The sequence below is a fragment of the Pseudonocardia thermophila genome, from assembly GCF_900142365.1.
Taxonomy (GTDB): Bacteria; Actinomycetota; Actinomycetes; order Mycobacteriales; family Pseudonocardiaceae; genus Pseudonocardia; species Pseudonocardia thermophila.
Genome location: NZ_FRAP01000026.1, coordinates 43059 through 62143, shown reverse-complemented (window position 1 = coordinate 62143; position 19085 = coordinate 43059). Strand labels below are relative to the sequence as shown.

Sequence of the window (19085 nt, the reverse complement as noted above, 5' to 3'; positions counted from 1 at the left end):
AGCTTGATCGAGCCGATCGGGTCCAGCGGGCGGATCACGCCGGCTCCCCACCGGCCTCGAGCGCGTACCCGACGCCGTGCACGGTGCGGATCAGGTCGGCCCCGAGCTTGCGGCGCAGGGCCTTCACGTGGCTGTCCGCCGTGCGGGTGCCCGACGTCGCCACCGACCAGCCCCACACCCTCGCCAGCAGCGCCTCCCGGGCCAGCACCTGCCTCGGGTGCGCGGCCAGCTCGGTGAGCAGGTCGAACTCGGTCGGCGTGAGGTGCGCGGGTGTGCCGCCGCGCCGCACCCGCCGCTGCGCGGGATCGATCTCCAGGTCACCCAGCACGATCCGCGCGGCCGGCGCGGCGGCCGCGTCGGCGATGCGGTCGATCCGGCGGAACAGCGCGTGCACCCGCGCGGCCAGCTCACGGATCGAGAACGGTTTGGTCAGGTAGTCGTCGGCGCCGACGGCCAGGCCGACGAGCTTGTCGGTCTCCTCGTCGCGGGCGGTGAGCATGATGATCGGGATGGGCCGCTCGGCGTGGATGCGCCGGCACACCTCCAGCCCGTCGAGCCCGGGCAGCATCACGTCGAGGACGATCAGGTCGGGCGGGTCGGCCGCCACCCGGTCCAGCGCACCCGGGCCGTCGTGCGCGACGTCGACGATGAAGCCCTCGGCCCGCAGCCGCGCCGCCACCGAGGCGGCGATCGTCGGCTCGTCGTCGACGACGAGCACCCGCCGGGTCGTACTGCCTGCGCTGCTCACGCGGCTGACGATAGGGGCGGATGTGGGCGACGGTGCGGAGGAAGTGTGAAGATCTTGTGGGGGTTGCCGGCCGGTGAGCAGATCCTTCCCTCCGCGGGTGCACATCCTGACCGCGCGCCGATGTCCACACAGGACGCCGTCGGCGACGCTCGTCGGCATGACCCGCACGATCGTGTACCGAGCGGCCGTGGCCGCCGTCCTCGCCGCGGCGCTCGCCGCATGTGGTGCCGCCCCGGCCGCCGTGGCGCTGGCCGATGCCTGCACCGACGCCAACGACGACCGCGCCGTGGTCCTCGAGGGCACCCTCGCGGCCCGCTCGACCGTGGCGTGCAACGACTACGACGGCACCTACCGCTGCATGCTCGACATCACCGGCGGACCCGGGGAGCGGGTCGGCATCGACATCGCCGTCGGCTCCGGCGGCAGCACGATGGACGAGCTGGGCAACGGCTTCAGCGCGGCGGACGTGCACGTGCGCGCCGAGGACGGATCTCCGCTCGGCGTCGGGCAGAAGCTGCGGGTGACCGGCGAGATGTCGGTGGCCGGGCAGGATGTGTGCTTCGTGACGGCCGACCGCATCGACCGCGCCTGACCCGGTGCGCCGGCGCAGCCGGCGAGGCATGATGCGGAGGTGGACACCGCCGCGCGCATCGCGCACGACCACGGTCTGCCCGGGCACCTGGTCGAGTTCGTCGCCGCACTGCGCCGCGCCGGCGTGTCGGTCGGCCCGGGGGAGACGGTCGCCGCGGCGCAGGTCCTCGGCGCGCTCGACCTGATCCACCGCGAGCACCTGCGCGAGGGCCTGGCCGCCGCGCTGCTGCGCCGCACCGGGCAGCGGCAGGCCTTCGACACCCTCTTCGACCTGTACTTCCCGGCTGCCATCGGCGCCGGCACCACCGAGTTCGACGTCCCGCGGGTCGACGGGCAGCCCGACGGCCCGGTCGACATCGACCGGGTGCGCGCCGAGCTGGCCCGGCTGCTGCGCGACGGCGACGACGCTGCGCTGGCCGCGCTGGCCCGGGCCGTGATCGACGCGCTGGGCACCGCCGGAGCGGCCGGTGAGGGTGTGCGCGGGCAGAGCGGGCAGCCGAGCTGGTCGGCCTACCAGGCGCTGCGGCTGCTCTCCCCGGAGACGCTGCTCGCGCAGATCCTCGACGACCTGCGCGCCGAGTACGGCGAGGAGAGCGAGTTCCAATCCGAGATGCGCCGTCGCGAGATCCGTGATCGCATCGCGCGGTTCCGCGACATGGTCACCGAGGAGGTGCGCCGGCGCGTCGCCGAGCAGCGCGGCCGCGACCAGGTGGAGCGGACCGCGGTGCCCAAGCAGATCGAGCAGGTCGAGTTCCTCTCCGCCTACTCCGAGCAGCTGACGCAGCTGCGCCGCACCGTGCACCCGCTGGCCCGGCGGCTGGCGAGCCGGCTCGCGGTGCGCCGCAAGCACGCCGAGCGCGGCACGCTCGACATGCGCCGCACACTGCGGCGATCGATGTCCACCGGGGGCGTGCCGATGCGCCCGGCGTGGCGCACCCGCCGCCCGGGACGGCCCGAGCTGGTCGTGCTGTGCGACGTGTCCGGGTCGGTCGCCGGGTTCAGTCACTTCACCCTGCTGCTGGTGCAGGCGCTGCGCGAGCAGTTCTCGAAGGTGCGGGTGTTCGCGTTCGTCGAGCGCACCGACGAGGTGACGCACCTGTTCGCTCCCGGCGCTGAGCTGTCCGGGGTCATGCAGCGGGTGCTGCGTGAGGCCGATCTCGTCGCGTTCGACGGGCACAGCGACTACGGCGGTGCGTTCGGCACGTTCGCCGAGTACTGGGGCGACGCCGTCACGTCGAAGACGTCGCTGCTGATCCTCGGCGACGGCCGCACGAACTACCGCGACCCGAACCTCACCGTGCTGCGGCGGCTGGTCGGCGTCGCGCGCCACGCGCACTGGCTCAACCCGGAGCCGCGCCGGCAGTGGGGCGCGGGTGACTCGGCCGCGCTGAAGTACGCCGACGTGCTCCCGATGCACGAGTGCCGCAACGCGGCGCAGCTCGCGGAGGTCGTGGAGGCGCTGCTGCCGGTGTGACCCGAGGATGGTTGAATCGCCCGGCCCGGCCCCACAGTTCTGCGAGGACGACCGCGTGCCCGAACTCGGCGAGATCGACCGGCCGGTGCGGCTGTCGGTGCTCGGGCCGCTGCGGGTGACGGTGAACGGCGCGCCGGCCGACGTCGGCGGCCGGCGTCAGCGCTCGGTGCTGACGCGGCTCGCGGTCGCGGGCGGTGCGGTCGTGTCCGCCCACGCACTCGTCGAGGACCTCTGGCCGGGCGATCCGCCGCAGCGCGCCCTCGCGGCGCTGCAGGTGCAGATCTCGCACCTGCGCCGGGTGCTCGAACCCGACCGGCGTCCGCGCAGCCCCGCCGCGGTGCTGGTCAGCGCCGCTCCCGGGTACGCGCTGGCCCTCGACAGGGTCGCCGTGGACAGCGCGCGGTTCGTCGGGCTCGTCGAGCAGGCCTCCGGCGGCGAGCCGCAGGAGGCGGCCGCTCTGCTCACCGAGGCGCTGCAGCTGTGGTCGGGCCCGCCGTTCGGCGAGTTCACCGACGATCCCTGGGCTGCGCCGGAGGCGGCGCGCCTCACCGAGCTGCGGCTCGTCGCCGTCGAGCGGCTGGCCGAGGCGCGGCTGGCCGTCGGGGCCGCGCACACCGCGGTTCCCGACCTGGAGCGGCTGGTGCACGATCACCCGTTCCGCGAGAGCGCGGTGCACCTGCTCGCCGTCGCGCTCTACCGAAGCGGCCGGCAGGCCGACGCGCTCGCCGTCCTCGCGCGGGTCCGCACGCGGCTCGCCGACGAGCTCGGCGTCGACCCGGGGCCGCAGCTGCGGGCGGCCGAGCGCGAGATCCTCGCCCAGGCCGATCCTGGTCCGGTCCGCCCCGAGGTCACCGCACCGCCTCCCCGGTCCGTCCACCGCCCGGTCGTCGAGCCCCTGCTGGGTCGCGACGACGAGCTCGCCAGGGTTCGTGCGGTCGCGGCAGCGGTTGCCGCGACCGCCACGGCTTGGATGGTGCTCGTCGGCGGCGAGCCCGGAGCGGGCAAGACCGTCTTCGTCGACGCCGTGCGGGCGACGCTGGCCGCCGAGGGCTGGACGGTGGCGCTCGGCCGCTGCCCCGAGGTGGACGGCGCCCCGCCGGGCTGGGCGTGGCGGGAGATCGCGACCGCCTTCCCGGCCGAGGACGAACGGTTGCGGCCCCTCCTGCGCCCCGGCGGGCCCGCCGCGGCGCAGGAGACGTTCTGGGCGGCGCAGGCGCTGGTGGAGCGGCTGCGCGGGGTCGCTGCCGCTGGGCCGCTGCTGCTCGTGCTCGACGACCTGCACCGCGCCGACGGGGAATCGCTGCAGCTGCTGCGCTCCGTGATCACCGGGCTGGCCCAGGTGCCGGTGCTCGTCGTGGCGACGGTCCGGCCCGCCGAGGTCGGGCCGGACCTCGACACCGCCCTCGCCGCCCTGGCCGGTCCGATCACCGACCGCGTCGAGCTGTCCGGCCTCGCCCCGGCAGCCGTCGCTGCCCTGCTGGATCGACACGGTGCCGGTCGGGCCGATCCGGCCGTGGTGGCGCTGGTCGGCGAGCGCACCGGCGGCAATCCCCTGTTCGTGCGCGAGCTGGCCCGGCTCATCGCCACCGACGGCGCCGGGACGGCCGCGGTGGCGGTGCCGGCCGGTGTGCGGGACGTCCTGCGCCGCCGGTTGGACCGGCTGCCGGCGAACGCCCGGGCCGTGCTGCGGCGGGCCGCGGTGCTCGGCCGCGACGTCGCCGTCGACGCACTGGTCGCCCTCGGCGAACCCGACGCCGAGGACGCGATCCTCGACGCGGTCGAGCTGGGCATCGTCTCCGGGTTGCTGGTCGATCCCGGCGAGGACCGGGTGCGCTTCGCGCACGCCCTCGTGCGGGACACCCTCTACGGCGACGTCCCGCCGCTGCGTCGCCGCAGGATGCACGCCGCTGCGCTGGCGGCGCTCGCCGCCGGCGCGGGTGCGGACCCCGCCGAGCTGGCGCACCACGCGCTCGCCGCAGGGGCCGCGGTGCCGCCGGCGCAGGCGCTGCCGCCCGTCGTCGCTGCCGCCCGCGCCGCGGTGCGCTCCGGCGCACCGCGCGAGGCCGCGCACCTGTGGGAGGCGGCGGTGCGCCTCGCTGGTCCCGCCGGTGTCGAACCGGATCGCGAGATGGAGCTGCGCTGCGCCCACGTGTCGGCGCTCGCCCACGCCGGAGCCGTGCGAGCGGCGATGCAGGCGCGCGACGCCGCGATCGACCGCGCTCGCGGCGATGCCCAGCTCGTCGCCGCTCTGACCAGCTTCGACGCGCCGGCGCCGTGGACGATCCGGGTCGACGCCCGCCTCGTGGAGCGGCGGGTCGCGCTGTTGCAGCAGCAGGTGCGGTCCTGCACCGATCCGCGTACCCGCAGCCGGCTGCTGGCGATGCTGGTGCTGGAGACCGAGAGCGCCGCCGACGACGTCGCGGCGAGCGCCGCCGACGAGGTCATGGAGGTCTCGGCCGGGCTCGATCCGGCCACCCGCGCGATAGCGTTCAACGCCCGCGGGTTCACCGTCAACGGGCCGGATCGGCGTGCGGAGCTGGCCGCCGTCGGCCGGGAGCTGGCCGAGCTCGCGGACCTGGCCCGGCTGCCGGGCTACCGCGCGCTGGCCCACCACTACGAGTTCATGGTCGCCGCCGAGCACCTGCGGTTCGCCGAGGCCCAGCAGCACGCAGACGCCGCCGTGGCCGTCGCCCCCGGGGGCCAGCTGGGCTTCACGTTGGGCTGGTCGGCGATCTACCAGGCGCTGCGTGCGCTGATCGAGGGCGACGCCGAGGGGGCCGAGAGGCTGTACACGGCGGTGGGCGAGCGGATGACCGCCGCCGGGGAGGCCAACGGTGCGACCGCCGGGTTGATCGGCCGCATCGCGGCTCGGCACGCGCGGGGCCGGCACGGCGAGCTGGCCGACGCGGTGCTCAGCTCGCCCGCTTCGGCCGTCCCGGCCTTCCAGGACCTCGTGGCCGCCGTCCTCGTCGCGGCCGGGCGCACCGCAGAGGCTGCACGGGTGTGGCGACCGGACCTCGATCCACCGCGCACCTACTACTGGCACCTCTGGATGGTCGCCCGGTCAGAGGCGGCCATCGGGCTGGGGCACCGCGCCGTCGCCGCGCACTGCTACACCGAGCTCATGCCGTGGGCCGCGACGCTCGCCGGCGTGTCCAGCGGATCGATCACGTTCGGACCGGTGGCCGCCACGCTGGCCGAGTTGGCCCGGTTCCTGGGCAGGCCGGAGGCGGAGCGAACCGCCCACCTGCGCACCGCGCTCGAGCTGGCCCGCCGGGTCGGGCAGCCGGACTGGATCGCCGCGGCCGAGCAGGCGTCGGCGTCCGGCTCCACCGGTGCCCGCCGGGCCGGACCGATCGAGGGCTGACGGCGCTCTAGCCGAACACCAGCCGTTCCCGGCGCCGGTAGCCCGGCCGCAGCAGCGCTCCGAGCAGCCCCAGCACGACCCGAGTACCCGCGCCGGCGGCGGCGAGGACCTCGGCGCGCTCGGCGGGCGTCGTCGCGTCGAGCATGCGGGGCAGCTGGAACGCCATGCGGCCGCCGCCGGTGCCCGCGGCCTGCTCCACCTTCACCCACTCCGTCACCGGGACGTGCCGGCGGATGATCGGGAACAGCGTCGTCTCCTCGTTCTCGATGTGCTCCAGGAGGTGGTCGCGCAGCTCGGCGAGCGCCGTGGCGAGCGGGCGTGCCGCCGTGGCCCGCTGCTCCGCAGGCGCGGCGACCACGGCCGCGCACGCGTCCCGCACTCCGTCGAGCATCGGCTCCAGTGCCGCGTGGTCGCCGGTGAGCTCGGACAGGTCCACGCACTCGCCGGCTGCCGCGGTGATGACCGGCCACGCGACGTCGTCCTCGATCCGGTGGTGGTGCCGGATCTCCGCAGCGAGCTCGTCGAGCCAGCTGGCCAGCGCGGTAGCGCGATCGTCGGGGCAGCGGGTCGTGCCGTCGGCGATGCGCTCCACCGCGGAGGTGAGCCGGATCAGGTCGCCGGTCATGATGCGGTGCGCCATGCGCATGCCCGCGACGCTCGGCGCGTCGGGGGAGGACTGGACGTTCGTCATGGCGGCAGCCTGACCGGTCTGCCTTTCGGCTCACTTGCGGCGGACTTGCCGCGCTGTGACGAACACCACTGAACATCCTTGACCGGCCGGCCAACCAAGGCGCATCCTTGAGGTACCGCAGAGAAAGGGAGGTGGGAGTCATGGCCACAAGGGCATGGACCCGCTGGCAGGACTGGGCAGCGCTCGTGATCGGGGTGCTGACGGCCCTATCGCCGATCGTCGTCGAGACCAACGCCGCCGCGCTGTGGACTCTGATCATCTTCGGTGTCCTCATCGCGCTCGCGTCCCTCTGGTCGCTCGCAGCGCCCGATTCGGTGGCGAGTGAGTACGTGCACCTCGGCCTGGGGGTGCTGCTCTTCATCGCTCCTTGGGTGCTCGGCTTCACCGCGTTCGGCGGCGCGTCGTGGACGGCCTGGATCGCCGGCGTGCTGACCGTCATCGCAGGTGCGGTCGCGCTGCCTGAGGCCAACCAGGCGCACAAGGGGGGCGCGGTCGCGGCGCACTGAGTCACGGTGACGCCTCATTGCGATCAGTCCTCGAGCCGGTCTTAGAGTCGGTCCTCGAACCCGGACGGCCGTGGCAGCCCGCCGCGGCCGTCCGTCGTGTTCCGGGGAGACGGGAGGCAGGAGTGGGCGAGCGGGGCGCCGAGGCGTCGGCGCGGGAGCGCATCCTCGCGGCGGCCGAGGAACTGTTCGCCGAGCACGGGTTCGAGGCCACCCCCATCTCGCGCATCGCCGACCGGGCGGGCGTGCCGAAGGGGCTGGTGCACTACTACTTCGCGCGCAAACCGGATCTGCTCGAGGCGCTGGTCGACCGGTTGCCCGACGAGAAGGTCCCGCTGGAGACGGTGGTCGTCCCCGGTCAGGTCGGGGAGAGCCTGCGCAGGCTCGTCGACGTCCTCGACGCCAACGCCGACTCGTCGGCGGTGCTCTCGCACCTGCTGTGGCGCGAGGCCGACACGCACCCGGCCGTGCTGGCGGCGCTGCAAGCGCGGTTCGAGCGGTTCGTCGCGGTGATCCGCGAGGTGATGATGGCGGCGCTGCCGAACTGCCGGGCCGACGTCGAGGGTGCCGCCCGGCTGCTCGCCTCGGCGCTGTCGTACCGGCACTCGATGGCCCGCCATCCCGGTGACGACCCGGCCATCGACCGCGAACTTAAGTTCGTCGCCCGCGGTCTCGAACTCTCGTTCGAATCCGGTTAACCTCGGGATGTGACCTCGGACCTGGCTTGGCAGCCGTCGCTGCTCGACGGCGCGCTCGACGCGTCCGCGGTGAGCTTCGACCGGGAGTTCACCGGGCTGCGGCGGCAGCACCTCGAGCGCGGCGCGTGGCTCGACCTCGCGCCGCGCTGGTGCACGGGGGCCGACGTGCTGTTCGCGCGGCTGCTGGCCGAGGTTCCGTGGCGGGGCCCGCGCGAGGTGCGGATGTACGACCGCCGTGTGGTCGAGCCGCGCTGCACCTACCGCTGGCACACCGGATCCGGCCCGCCGGCGCCGGACCCGCTGCCGGCGATGGCGGTGTGCCTGAGCGAGCGGTACGGCGTCGAGTTCACCCAGATCGGCGTGAACCTCTACCGCGACGGCGCGGACAGCGTGGCCTGGCACGGCGACCGGGTGGCGCGCGACCTGCCCGAGGCGCTGGTGGCGCTGGTGTCGCTGGGCGCGGTCCGGCCCCTCCGGCTGCGCCCCACGGGCGGCGGCGCGGGCATCGGGCTGCTGCCCGGGCCCGGCGACCTGCTCGTGATGGGCGGCAGCTGCCAGCGCACGTGGCAGCACAGCGTGCCGAAGGTCCGCGCCGCCGCGCCGCGGATCAGCGTGCAGTTCCGGCACGTCTACCAGTAGGCGCCGGTTACGCTGCGCGGGTGCAGGGAGGCAGTGTGCCCGGCCGGCGCAAGGTCGGCGTGATGGGTGGCACCTTCGACCCGATCCACCACGGCCACCTCGTCGCCGCGAGCGAGGTCGCCGACCGGTTCGGGCTCGAGGAGGTCATCTTCGTGCCCACCGGACAGCCGTGGCAGAAGAGCGACCGTGAGGTCACCCCGGCCGAGGACCGCTACCTGATGACGGTCATCGCCACGGCGTCCAACCCGCGGTTCACGGTGAGCCGCGTGGACATCGACCGCGACGGCCCCACCTACACCGCGGACACCCTCGCCGATCTGAGCAGGCTGCATCCCGACGCCGAGCTGTACTTCATCACCGGCGCCGACGCGCTCTCCCAGATCCTGTCCTGGCGCAAGGTCGACGAGCTGTTCGAGATGGCGCACTTCGTCGGCGTCACCCGGCCCGGGTACCGGCTCGGCGGCGAACACCTGCCCGCCGGTTCCGTCACGCTCGTGGAGGTGCCGGCGATGGCGATCTCCTCGACGGACTGCCGCGCGCGCGTCGCGGAGGGCCGCCCGGTCTGGTACCTGGTACCGGACGGGGTGGTCCAGTACATCGCGAAGCGGAAGCTGTACATGAAGCCCGGGAGTTGAGGTCCTTTCTCGGACGCCCCGTCGAGAACGAAGTCGTGGCTGCTCGAAACGATTCGATTTCGCCCTGACTTCGTTCTCGACGGGGCCGTTGCGGGGAAGGGCTGTACTCAGAGGTACTCAGAGGTCGAAGGCCACCGGGTGCCGCGGCTCGTAGATCCCCAGCCGTCCACCTCCGGGGATGATCAGGTGCGCCACCCGGCCGAACCCCGCGTCGACGATCCCGCCCGCACTGAACTCCGCGCCCTTCGCCGTGAGCTCGGCGACCGTGGCCGCGATGTCGTCGCACATCAGGTACAGCTCGTGCGCGCCGGCCGCGTCCGGCTCCGCCGGGTGGACCCCCACCTCAGCCGGCGGCATGCGGAAGATCAGCCAGCCCTCGCCCGCGTCCACGTGCGGCAGGCCGAGCACGTCCCGGAAGAACGAGCGGGCCCGGTCCGGGTCGGCAGCGAACACGACGGCGTGCGTACCGATGATCATCTCCGACCACCCTCCGACCCGACCTGCGGGCCTTCGACGACGGGCTGGGAGGATAGCGAGTCGAAGAAGCAGGAGGACCACCGATGGCAGCAACAGCGTGACGGCGAGCGACAGAGCACAGGAGATGGCACGAGTGGCGGTCGCGGCCGCCGCGGACAAGCTCGCGCAGGACATCGTGGCGCTGGACGTCTCCGACCGGCTCGTGATCACCGATTGCTTCGTGATCGCCTCGGCCCCGAACGAGCGCCAGGTGCAGGCCATCGTCGACGAGGTCGAGGAGAAGCTGCGCATCCACGGTGCCAAGCCGGTCCGCCGGGAGGGAGCCCAGGAGGGCCGCTGGGTGCTGCTGGACTTCGTCGATCTCGTGGTGCACGTCCAGCACACCGAAGAACGCGGCTTCTACGGGCTCGACCGGCTGTGGAAGGACTGCCCGCGGCTGGAGTTCCCGGAGGCGCGCACCCCGGTGGGGTCGGAGGACGGCGCATGACGATCCGGCGGCTCGTCCTGCTGCGCCACGGCCAGACCGACCACAACGTCGCCGGCCGGATGCAGGGGCACATCGACTCCGTGCTGACCGATCTCGGGCGCCAGCAGGCAGCCGCCGTCGCCCCCACCGTCGCTCAGTTCAAGCCCGACCGCTTGATCAGCTCCGACCTGTCCCGCGCGGTCGACACCGCGCAGGAGATCTCTGCGGTCACCGGGCTGCCGCTGGAGCTGGATCCGCGCCTGCGGGAGACCCACCTCGGCGAGTGGCAGGGCCTCACGGTCGCGCAGGTGGAGGAGGGTTGGCCGGGCGCGATCGCGCAGTGGCGCGCGGATCCCGCGTGGGCGCCGCCCGGAGGGGAGTCCCGGATCGAGGTGGTGCGCCGCTCCCGTCCCGTCATCGACGAGCTCGACGAGGAGATGGCCGACGACGACGTCGACAACACGGTCGTGGTCGTCGCGCACGGCGGCCTGATCGCCGGCCTGGTGTGCGGGCTGCTGGCGCTGCCGACCTCGGCGTGGCCGTCGATCGGCGGGATCGGCAACTGCAAGTGGGCGGTCCTCGCCCGCCGCCGCGACCACCCGCGGTGGCGACTGTCCGGCTACAACGTCGGGGTGTAGTGCCCGCGCCGCTGCTGCTCGTGCTGGCCGACTCGCTGGCCTTCCACGGGCCCGAGCGCGCAGAACCGGCCGACCACCCGCGGATCTGGCCGAACGTCGCCGCTGCGGCGCTGGGCGGCCGGGCGGAGCTCGTCGCGGGCATCGGCTGGACGACCCGGCACGCCTGGCACGCGGTCACCCACGATCCGCGCTTCTGGGCGGCGGTGCCGCGCGCGGACGCGCTCGTCCTCGGCGTTGGCGGGATGGACACCCTCCCGTCGCCGCTGCCGACCGCGCTGCGCGAGCTGATCCCGGTGCTGCGGCCCGAACCGCTGCGGCGAGCGGTCCGCTCCGGCTACCTGGCGGCGCAGCCGTGGCTGTCCCGAGTGCTGGCGAAGCTGCCCGGCGGCGGACCGGTGGCACTGCCGCCGCGGCTCACCGTCGAGTACCTGGACCGGTGCCGGCGCGCGGTGCTGGCGCTGCGCCCCGGTCTTCCGGTGGTCGCCGTCCGGCCGCCGCCGCACCGGGCCGCGGCCTACGGCGGGGTGCACGCCGGGTGGGCGCCCGCCGACGCCGCCGTCCGGGCCTGGGCGGGCACCCACGGGGTGCAGCTCCTGGACCTGCCCGCGCTCGTCGGTGAGCACGTGCGCAGCGGCGCCGGGAACCCCGACGGCATGCACTGGGGCTGGGCGGGGCACGCCGCTGTGGGTCACGCGTTGGCGGCGCTCCTTCGGTCCTCCTTGGAGGAGCGCCGCACTCACACCTAGGGTCGCCTCGTGCCTGTTGCCGTCGTGACCGACTCGACCGCCTACCTGCCCCCCGGCGTCGCCGAAGAGCGCGGGATCCACGTCGTCCCGCTGGAGGTCCGGCTCGGAGACCGGGTCGGCCGCGAGGGCCTGGAGATCGGCACCGCCGAGCTCACGGAGGCGCTGGCCGCCCGCAGGCTCGACGCGCAGACGTCCCGCCCGTCCCCGGCTGAGTTCGCCGCCTGCTACGAGCGGGCGCTGCGGGCGGGGGCCGATGCGGTCGTGTCGGTGCACCTGTCGAGGGAGCTGTCCGGCACCTGGGAGGCGGCCCGGCTGGCGGCCGAACAGGTGGATCCGCAGCGGGTGCGGGTCGTCGACTCCCGGGCGGCGGCGATGGGGCTCGGGTTCGCCGTCCTCGCGGCCGCCGACGCGGCCACGGCCGGGCAGAGCGGAGCCGCGGTGGAGTACGCAGCGGCGGCGGTCGCGCAGCGGTGCCGGGTGTTCTTCAGCGTCGACTCGCTGGATCGGCTGCGCCGCGGCGGCCGCATCGGGGCCGCCGCCGCACTGCTCGGCGCCGCCTTGGCGGTGAAGCCGCTGCTGCACATCGAGGACGGGCGGATCGTGCCGCTGGAGAAGGTGCGCACCACCGCGCGGGCCGCCCAGCGCATCGTCGAGCTCGCCGTGGCGGCGGCGGGGGAGGGGCCGGCCGACGTCGCCGTGCACCACCTCGCCGCGGCCGAGCGCGCCGACCAGGTGGCGCAAGCGATCGCGGAGCGGACCACGACGTCGCGGCTGGTGGTCTCGGAGCTGGGCGCGGTGATCGGGGCGCACGTCGGGCTGGGTGCGCTCGGCGTCGTCGTGGTGCCCAAGCACGGATAGGGGCGCCGGGCCCATAACACGCAGGACCGACATCCGGGCGGTGCGCGGCCGGGGTTGTCCCCAGCGCACCGGTCCATCCACATGTCGATCATGGCGGCGGCCGTCGGACGGCCGGCGGCCATACGGTCGCCGTGTGGCGATCGACGAACGTGTGGCGACCGGGGGTGATCCCCGGCGGCGGTTGACGGCGGTCCTCGGCTCGGCGCCGGTCGAGCCGTACGGCGAGCGAGCGCGGGATCCGGCAGGCGCCCCGGACGAGGTCCCGGTCCGGGCGGAGTGGATCGAGGAGGCCGTCGTCGGCCCGCCGCCCGTGCCCGACCGGCCCGACCCGCCGCCCGCCGGGATCCGGGGCTTGCTGCCCGCGGCCGTGCGCGGAGCGCGGATCGACCCGGGCCGCCGGGGTGCGGTCGCACTGGTGGTCGCCGCGGTGGTGGCGGCGCTGGTCGCGGTCGTGGTGGTGTGGGGCGGCCAACCGCGGGCCGAGCCGGTGGCGGCGCTGCCGGTCGTGTCCGTCGCGGAGCAGGGCCCGACACCGCCCGCACCGTCAGCCGAGCCGACTCCGGTGGCCGGTGGACCATCCGAACCGGTCGTGGTCAGCGTGGTCGGCAAGGTGCAGCGGCCGGGGCTGGTGTCGGTGCCCGAGGGGGCCCGGGTCGCCGACGTCCTCGCCGCCGCGGGCGGCGCACAGCCGGGGGTCGATGTCACCCAGCTCAACCTCGCCCGCCGGGTGGCCGACGGCGAGCAGATCGCGGTCGGGGTCCCGGCCGCGCCCGACGCGGCACCCACCGCTGCCGCGGCAGGCGACCCGGCCACCGGATCGGGTGGTGCGGCGGGCGGGCCGATCGACCTTAACACCGCCGACGTCGGCCGGCTCGACTCCCTGCCCGGTGTCGGACCGGTCACGGCGCAGCGGATCGTCGAGTGGCGCACCCGGCACGGCCGGTTCACCCGGGTCGAGCAGCTGCGGGAGATCGAGGGGATCGGCGATCGCCGGTTCGAGCAGCTCCGCGGGCTGGTACGGGTGTGAGCGGGCAGCGTGCGGCACCGGGACGGCCGCCGTGACCGGTGCGCGGCAGCTCGCCCGGGCTGGTACGGGGCAGCCCGCCGACCTGCGGCTGGTGCCCGCGGCGACGGCGGCGTGGCTGGTCGTCGTCGCCGCGGTGGCACCCGGGCCGGAGATCGGCACGGCGCTGGGGCTGGCGATCGCGGTGCTGGCGGCGGCCGGGACCGCCGTCGGGTGGTGGCGCGGGTACCCCGTGGTCCTCGCCGTCACCGGGTGCGCCGCGGCGGCGGCCGTGGTGGCCGCCGTCCACGGCTGGGCGCTGCTCGGGCACCCACTGCGGGAACCGGCGGCCCGCGGGGCTGCGGCCGAGCTGCGGGCCGTGCTGCGCGATGATCCTCGGCCGATCCGCGGCGGATTCCCCGGGGCGGCACAGGTCGCGGTGCCCGCCGAGCTGGTGGCCGCGACCGTGGCGGGAGAGCGGTGGATCTCCGGCGGCCGGGTCCTGATACTGGCGCCGGCCGCCGGGTGGGCCGGGCTGCTGCCCGGTCAGGAGGTGAGCGCGTCCGGGGTGCTGGCGCCGCCGGCGCGGACGGACCTCACGGCGGCGGTGCTGCGGGTGCGCGGGCCGCCGCTGGCCGTGGCCGAGCCGCCGTGGTGGCAGTCCGCAGCCGGGGCACTGCGCGTGGGCCTGCGCGACGCGGCGGCCGACACCCTGTCGCCGGCGGCGGCCGGGCTGCTGCCGGGCCTCACGGTCGGCGACCGCAGCGGGCTCACCGCCGAGGTCGACGCCGACTTCCGTACAGCGGGCCTGTCGCACCTGCTCGCGGTGTCGGGCGCGAACCTCGCGATCATCACGGGCGCACTGCTGTGGCTGCTGCGCCGGGCGCGGGCCGATCCCCGGCTCGTCGCGGTGGTGGCGGCGCTCGCCGTGGTGGGGTTCGTGGTGCTGGCCCGGCCCTCACCGAGCGTGCTGCGGGCGGCCGTGATGGCCGGTGTGGTGCTGCTGGGGCTGGCTCTGGGGCGGGCGCGCTCGGCGATGCCGGCGCTCGCCGTCGCGGTGCTCGTGCTGGTGTTCGCCGATCCGGCGTTGGCGGTCGACGCGGGATTCGCGCTGTCCGTCACCGCCACGGCGGCGCTCGTGCTGGTCGCGCCGGGGTGGGCGGCAGCGCTCGCGAAGCGGCGGGTGCCCGTTCCGCTGGCGGAGGCGATCGCCGTGGCGACCGCCGCTTGCCTGGCCACCGCGCCGCTGGTCGCGGCGCTCGCCGGGGCGGTCAACCCGGCGTCGATCGTGGCGAACCTGCTGGTGGCGCCGGCTGTGCCGGTGGCGACCGTGCTGGGCGTGATCGCTGCGCTGCTCGGGCCGATCGCACCTGCGGTGGCGCGGGTGTGCACCTGGTTGGCCGGGCCGCCGATCGAGTGGATGATCACCGTGGCCGACCGTACGGCTGCCGTGGACGGGTTCGCCCTGACCTGGCCGGAGGGCGTCGGCGGCGGGCTGCTGCTGGCGGCGGTGCTGATCGGCCTCGTGGTGCTGATGCGGTTGCGGCGGGTGCGAGCGCTGCTCCTGGCTGTGGCGCTGGGTGCGGCGATCGTGCTGGTGCCGACCCGGTTCGTGTCGGTGGGCTGGCCACCGGCCGGCTGGGTCGTGGTGGCGTGCGACGTCGGCCAGGGCGACGCGATCGTGCTCGCGACGGGCGAGCCCGGCTGGGCGGTGCTCGTCGATGCCGGGCCCGACGCCGGGCTGGTCGACGCCTGCCTGACCCGGCTCGGCGTGCAGGCACTCGCCCTGGTCGTGCTCACACACCTGCACGTCGACCACACCGGCGGGCTGGAGGGCGCGCTGCGGGGCCGTCCGGTGGGTGCGGTGGCGGTCGGGCCCGGCCGGGAGCCGGTCCGCACACTGCGCGCGGCGGCACGGGCCGCGGCCGCGGTGGAGGCCCGGTTCGCCGAGCTGCGTGCCGGGCAGCGGCTGGCCTGGCCGGAGCTGGTGCTCGACGTGCTGGGGCCGCGTCGGGCGGCGACTGCGGTCGATCCCGACGACGGCACGGCCGTGAACGACACGTCCGTGGTGCTGCGCGCCACGACCCCGGCGGGCGCGGTGCTGCTCGCCGGCGACGTGGAGCTGGCCGGACAGGCCGACCTGGTGGTGTCCGGGCTGGACCTGCACGCCGACGTGCTCAAGCTGCCGCACCACGGATCCCGCAGCACCGGCCGGGAGTTCCTGCGGGCGGTGGCGCCGCGGGCGGTGCTGGTGAGCGTCGGCGCGGGCAACCCCTACGGGCACCCGAACCGGGCGCTGCTCGACGAGCTCGAGCGCACCGGGGCGACGGTCCGGCGCACCGACGTCTCCGGCGACACCGCGGTGGTCGCGGCGGAGCCGGACAGCGCCGAATCGCGGATCGGGATCGTCAGCCGTGGATCACCGCTGCCGGCGCGGCGGTGACTGGAGCGGCGCCAGCCGCGGCAGCGAGGACAGCTCAGTCGCGGTCCGCCAGGGCGTTGCGCACGGCGGCGCTGGAGGCCGGCACGGTCGCGGTCGGCCCGACCTGGCCGGACACCGCGTCGAGGGTCTTCAGGCCGTCGCCGGTGATCAGCAGGACGGTCTCGGCGTCGGGGTCGAGCTGCCCGGATTCCACCAGCTTCTTGGTGGTGGCCACGGTGACTCCGCCTGCGGTCTCGGCGAACACGCCCTCCGTGCGGGCGAGCAGGCGGATGCCCTCGACGACCTCCTCGTCGGTCACGTGCTCCACCGCGCCGCCGGTGCGGCGGACCGCGTCGAGCACGTAGGGACCGTCGGCCGGGTTGCCGATCGCGAGCGAGCGGGCGATCGTGTCCGGGCGGACCGGGGTGATCACGTCGTGGCCCTCGGCGAACGCCTTCGCGACCGGCGAGCACCCGGTGGCCTGGGCACCGAAGACCTTGTACGGCGTCGGCTCGACGAGACCGAGCTTGCCGAACTCGGCGAAGCCCTTGTCGACCTTGGTGAGCTGGGAGCCCGATGCGACCGGGACCACGACCTGCTCGGGCAAGCGCCAGCCGAGCTGCTCGGCGATCTCGAAGCCGAGGGTCTTGGAGCCCTCGGCGTAGTAGGGCCGGACGTTGACGTTGACGAACGCCCAGTCCTCGTGCTCGGCGGCCAGTTCGGTGGCCAGGCGGTTCACGTCGTCGTAGTTGCCGTCGACGGCCAGCAGCGTGCCGCCGTAGACGGCGGTGGTGAGCACCTTGGCCTGCTCGAGCGAGGCCGGGATCAGCACCACCGAGTCCCAGCCGGCGCGCGCGGCCGCGGCGGCCACGGCGTTGGCGAGGTTGCCGGTGGAGGGGCAGCACAGGACCTTGAAGCCCAGCTCACGGGCGGCGGCGAGGGCGACGGCGACGACGCGGTCCTTGAACGAGTGCGTCGGGTTGCCGGTGTCGTCCTTGATCCACAGGTTGCGGATGCCGAGTGCGGCGCCGAGCCGGTCGGCCTTGATCAGGCGGGTGAGGCCGGGCTCGGTGTTGGGGTGCTCCTGGACGTCGGCCGGCACGGGCAGCAAATGCCGGTAGCGCCAGATGTTGCGCGGACCTGCCTCGATGGAGGCGCGGGTGACGGTGCCGAAGTCGTAGGCGACCTCGAGGGGGCCGAAGCACTGGGTGCAGGCGAACTCGGCGGCGAGGGGGGTTTCGTGGCCGCACTCCCGGCAGGACAGCGCGCGGGCGGGGCCGAGGTCGAAGGCGGTGGACGTGCCGAGCTCGGCAGTCAAAGACATGAGAAACTCCTCATCTTTCCCGCCGGACGGCGGGCCGGAATTGGCACCAAGCGCGCGTGGAATGCGAACGCCGGTTGCCGGGGCTTCACTGGGCCGGTCCCTCTGCCCCTCTGGATGAGCCATCTGAAGTTGTGCCGGGCCCAACGGTACGGGATGGGACGCGGCTTTCCCAAGCTCGGGCCCACGATCTGGGAGCCGCGTCACTGCCGCGCCCGGCGATGCGCCAGCATGAGCGCATGTCGTTGGCGCCGGTCCACCTCGTCCTCGGCGAGGAGGAACTGCTCGTCGAGCGCGCGATCGGGGAGATCGTCGCGCAGGCCCGTGAGCTCGACCCGACGGTGGAGGTGCGCCGCTACCGCGCCACCGAGCTGTCCCCTGCGGAGCTGGCGGAGAGCGTGTCGCCGTCGCTGTTCGCCGACGCCCGGGTGATCGTGCTGATGGCCGCGCACGAGGCGGGCAAGGACCTGGCCGCCGCGATCACCGCACAGGCCGCCGATCCCGCCGACGGCGTGGTGCTCGTCGTCCAGCACGCCGGCGGCGCGCGCAACAAGGCCATGGCGGACGCGCTGCGCAAGGGCGGGGCCGCGGTCACGACCTGCGAGAAGATCACCCGCTACGAGGAGCGCGCCGACTTCGTGCGCAACGAGGTGCGCCGGGCCGGCGGCACGATCGCCCCGGCGGCGGTGGGTGCGCTGATCGAGGCGGTGGGCAACGACCTGCGCGAGCTGGCCGCGGCCGCGAACCAGCTGGTCGCCGACACCGGCGGCGCGGTCGACGAGCAAGCGGTGCGCCGCTACCACCGCGGCCGCGCGGAGGCGTCCGGGTTCGCGGTGGCCGACAAGGTCGTGGCGGGGGACCGGTCCGGGGCGCTGGAGGCGCTGCGCTGGGCGCAGGCGCTCGGGGTGCCGTCCGTGCTGATCGCCGACGCGCTGGCGGACGCGGTGCGCACGCTGGCGAAGGTGGCTTCGGCCGGCCGGGGGGACCCGAACCGGCTCGCCGGTCCGCTCGGCATGCCGCCGTGGAAGATCCGCAAGGCGCAGCAGCAGGTCCGCAGCTGGCGGCCGGAGGCGCTGGCCGAGGCGTTCGCCGCCGCAGCGGAGGTCAACGCCGACGTAAAGGGGGTCGCGGCCGACGCGGACTACGCGCTGGAGCGGGCCGTCCTGCGCATGTGTGCAGCGCGGGAGCGCCGGGACTGAGCGGTCGAGGACGGCGTTGCCGTGGTCAACGCGGCCTGTTGATCACGGGTGACGTCGTCCTCGGCGGAGCGGGTACACCAGAACCCGGGCACGGCAACGGCGCCGCCCCACGGGAGCGGGCGGCGCCGTCGAAGAGCGAGTGTCGGTCGGGTCAGCTGGAGGTCAGCGACGCGGCCTGCTTGGCGATCGCCGACTTCCGGTTGGCTGCCTGGTTCTTGTGGATGGCACCCTTGCTCGCGGCCTTGTCGAGCGCGCGGGCGGCGGCCCGCTGCAGCTCGATGGCCTTCTCGGTGTCACCCGCGGCGGCCGCCTCACGGAACTTGCGGATGGCGGTCTTGACCGACGACTTGACCGACTTGTTGCGCAGACGGCGCTTCTCGTTGGTCTTGACCCGCTTGATCTGGGACTTGATGTTGGCCACGCGTTTGCCTCGAGTCTCTTCCTGCCGCTGGTTGTTCGCTGGCTCCGGCGGCGGGACGTTCCTGCGAGCACGCCGGGCGCTCGGGCGTCAATGTTAACAGCGCGCTGCGAAGCCCTGTTTTCAGCCCGTCGCTATGGTCCCGCCGATCGGCGCTGGAGCAAGATGACCACCCGGTTCCGCCGCACGTC

19 protein-coding genes and 1 riboswitch are annotated in these 19085 nt (G+C 74.8%); of the genes, 14 read left to right on the top strand and 5 right to left on the bottom strand.

Annotated features, from left to right (window positions below):
• Positions 1–34: 34 nt before the first annotated feature.
• Entirely contained in the window at positions 35–718 is a 684-nt protein-coding gene (locus BUE41_RS26925; protein ID WP_073460139.1) for a response regulator transcription factor, read from the bottom strand.
• A 187-nt stretch (positions 719–905) separates the two neighbouring features.
• On the opposite strand from BUE41_RS26925, the gene BUE41_RS26920 reads away from it, so the two are divergent.
• Genes BUE41_RS26920 through BUE41_RS26910 form a run of 3 tightly spaced genes read left to right on the top strand, consistent with a single transcriptional unit; the run spans position 906 to position 6180 of the window.
• Positions 906–1340: a hypothetical protein gene (locus tag BUE41_RS26920; protein ID WP_073460138.1), complete on the top strand. Its 435-nt coding sequence runs from the start codon at positions 906–908 to the stop codon at positions 1338–1340.
• A gap of 39 nt (positions 1341–1379) precedes the next feature.
• Positions 1380–2813: a vWA domain-containing protein gene (locus BUE41_RS26915; RefSeq protein ID WP_073460137.1), complete on the top strand. Its 1434-nt coding sequence runs from the start codon at positions 1380–1382 to the stop codon at positions 2811–2813.
• Positions 2814–2868: 55 nt separating this feature from the next.
• A complete protein-coding gene (locus tag BUE41_RS26910; protein ID WP_073460136.1) occupies positions 2869–6180 on the top strand; it encodes an ATP-binding protein in 3312 nt (1103 codons plus the stop codon).
• Positions 6181–6187: 7 nt separating this feature from the next.
• Here the strand turns inward: BUE41_RS26910 and BUE41_RS26905 are convergent, their stop codons facing one another.
• On the bottom strand, positions 6188–6871 hold the full coding sequence (locus BUE41_RS26905) for a hemerythrin domain-containing protein (protein WP_073460135.1): 684 nt from the start codon (positions 6869–6871) through the stop codon (positions 6188–6190).
• Between the two features lie 140 nt (positions 6872–7011).
• Here BUE41_RS26905 and BUE41_RS26900 point away from each other — a divergent pair, with 140 nt between their 5' ends.
• The 4 genes from BUE41_RS26900 (at position 7012) to nadD (ending at position 9346) form a co-directional block, all read left to right on the top strand.
• Positions 7012–7377, top strand: coding sequence for an SPW repeat domain-containing protein (locus tag BUE41_RS26900; protein ID WP_073460134.1), 366 nt, complete (start codon positions 7012–7014; stop codon positions 7375–7377).
• A 122-nt stretch (positions 7378–7499) separates the two neighbouring features.
• On the top strand, positions 7500–8072 hold the full coding sequence (locus tag BUE41_RS26895) for a TetR/AcrR family transcriptional regulator (protein ID WP_073460133.1): 573 nt from the start codon (positions 7500–7502) through the stop codon (positions 8070–8072).
• A 9-nt stretch (positions 8073–8081) separates the two neighbouring features.
• Complete coding sequence (locus BUE41_RS26890; protein WP_073460132.1) at positions 8082–8711, top strand: alpha-ketoglutarate-dependent dioxygenase AlkB; 630 nt, start codon at positions 8082–8084, stop codon at positions 8709–8711.
• Between the two features lie 35 nt (positions 8712–8746).
• Positions 8747–9346 (top strand): nicotinate-nucleotide adenylyltransferase, encoded by a 600-nt coding sequence (gene nadD, locus BUE41_RS26885; protein ID WP_143172384.1) that lies wholly within the window; start codon positions 8747–8749, stop codon positions 9344–9346.
• 117 nt (positions 9347–9463) lie between these two features.
• On the opposite strand, the gene BUE41_RS26880 is transcribed toward nadD, so the two are convergent.
• Positions 9464–9823, bottom strand: a complete 360-nt coding sequence (locus BUE41_RS26880) for a VOC family protein (RefSeq protein WP_073460131.1) — start codon at positions 9821–9823, stop codon at positions 9464–9466.
• Positions 9824–9920: 97 nt separating this feature from the next.
• On the opposite strand from BUE41_RS26880, the gene rsfS reads away from it, so the two are divergent.
• The 6 genes from rsfS to BUE41_RS26850 all read left to right on the top strand — a co-directional run bounded on the left by rsfS (position 9921) and on the right by BUE41_RS26850 (position 15977).
• On the top strand, positions 9921–10310 hold the full coding sequence (gene rsfS / locus BUE41_RS26875) for a ribosome silencing factor (protein ID WP_073460130.1): 390 nt from the start codon (positions 9921–9923) through the stop codon (positions 10308–10310).
• Entirely contained in the window at positions 10307–10927 is a 621-nt protein-coding gene (locus tag BUE41_RS26870) for a histidine phosphatase family protein (protein WP_073460129.1), read from the top strand. The genes rsfS and BUE41_RS26870 overlap by 4 nt, the downstream gene beginning before the upstream one ends.
• Positions 10927–11673 (top strand): diglucosylglycerate octanoyltransferase, encoded by a 747-nt coding sequence (gene octT, locus BUE41_RS26865; protein ID WP_073460128.1) that lies wholly within the window; start codon positions 10927–10929, stop codon positions 11671–11673. The genes BUE41_RS26870 and octT overlap by 1 nt, the downstream gene beginning before the upstream one ends.
• A gap of 9 nt (positions 11674–11682) precedes the next feature.
• The gene (locus tag BUE41_RS26860) at positions 11683–12531 is read left to right on the top strand and encodes a DegV family protein (protein ID WP_073460127.1); all 849 of its coding nucleotides are present in this window, start codon (positions 11683–11685) and stop codon (positions 12529–12531) included.
• Between the two features lie 133 nt (positions 12532–12664).
• Positions 12665–13558 carry a ComEA family DNA-binding protein gene (locus BUE41_RS26855; RefSeq protein WP_234997610.1) on the top strand — a complete coding sequence of 298 codons (894 nt, stop codon included), beginning with the start codon at positions 12665–12667 and terminating at the stop codon, positions 13556–13558.
• A 31-nt stretch (positions 13559–13589) separates the two neighbouring features.
• Positions 13590–15977 (top strand): DNA internalization-related competence protein ComEC/Rec2, encoded by a 2388-nt coding sequence (locus BUE41_RS26850; RefSeq protein ID WP_073460126.1) that lies wholly within the window; start codon positions 13590–13592, stop codon positions 15975–15977.
• 34 nt (positions 15978–16011) lie between these two features.
• On the opposite strand, the gene thrC is transcribed toward BUE41_RS26850, so the two are convergent.
• Entirely contained in the window at positions 16012–17280 is a 1269-nt protein-coding gene (gene thrC, locus BUE41_RS26845; RefSeq protein ID WP_200804123.1) for a threonine synthase, read from the bottom strand.
• A 7-nt stretch (positions 17281–17287) separates the two neighbouring features.
• Positions 17288–17401, bottom strand: a riboswitch (SAM riboswitch).
• Positions 17402–17516: 115 nt separating this feature from the next.
• On the opposite strand from thrC, the gene holA reads away from it, so the two are divergent.
• Entirely contained in the window at positions 17517–18476 is a 960-nt protein-coding gene (gene holA / locus BUE41_RS26840) for a DNA polymerase III subunit delta (RefSeq protein WP_073460165.1), read from the top strand.
• A 151-nt stretch (positions 18477–18627) separates the two neighbouring features.
• Here holA and rpsT read toward each other — a convergent pair whose 3' ends face one another.
• Complete coding sequence (gene rpsT, locus BUE41_RS26835; protein WP_073460124.1) at positions 18628–18897, bottom strand: 30S ribosomal protein S20; 270 nt, start codon at positions 18895–18897, stop codon at positions 18628–18630.
• Between the last annotated feature and the right edge of the window lie 188 nt (positions 18898–19085).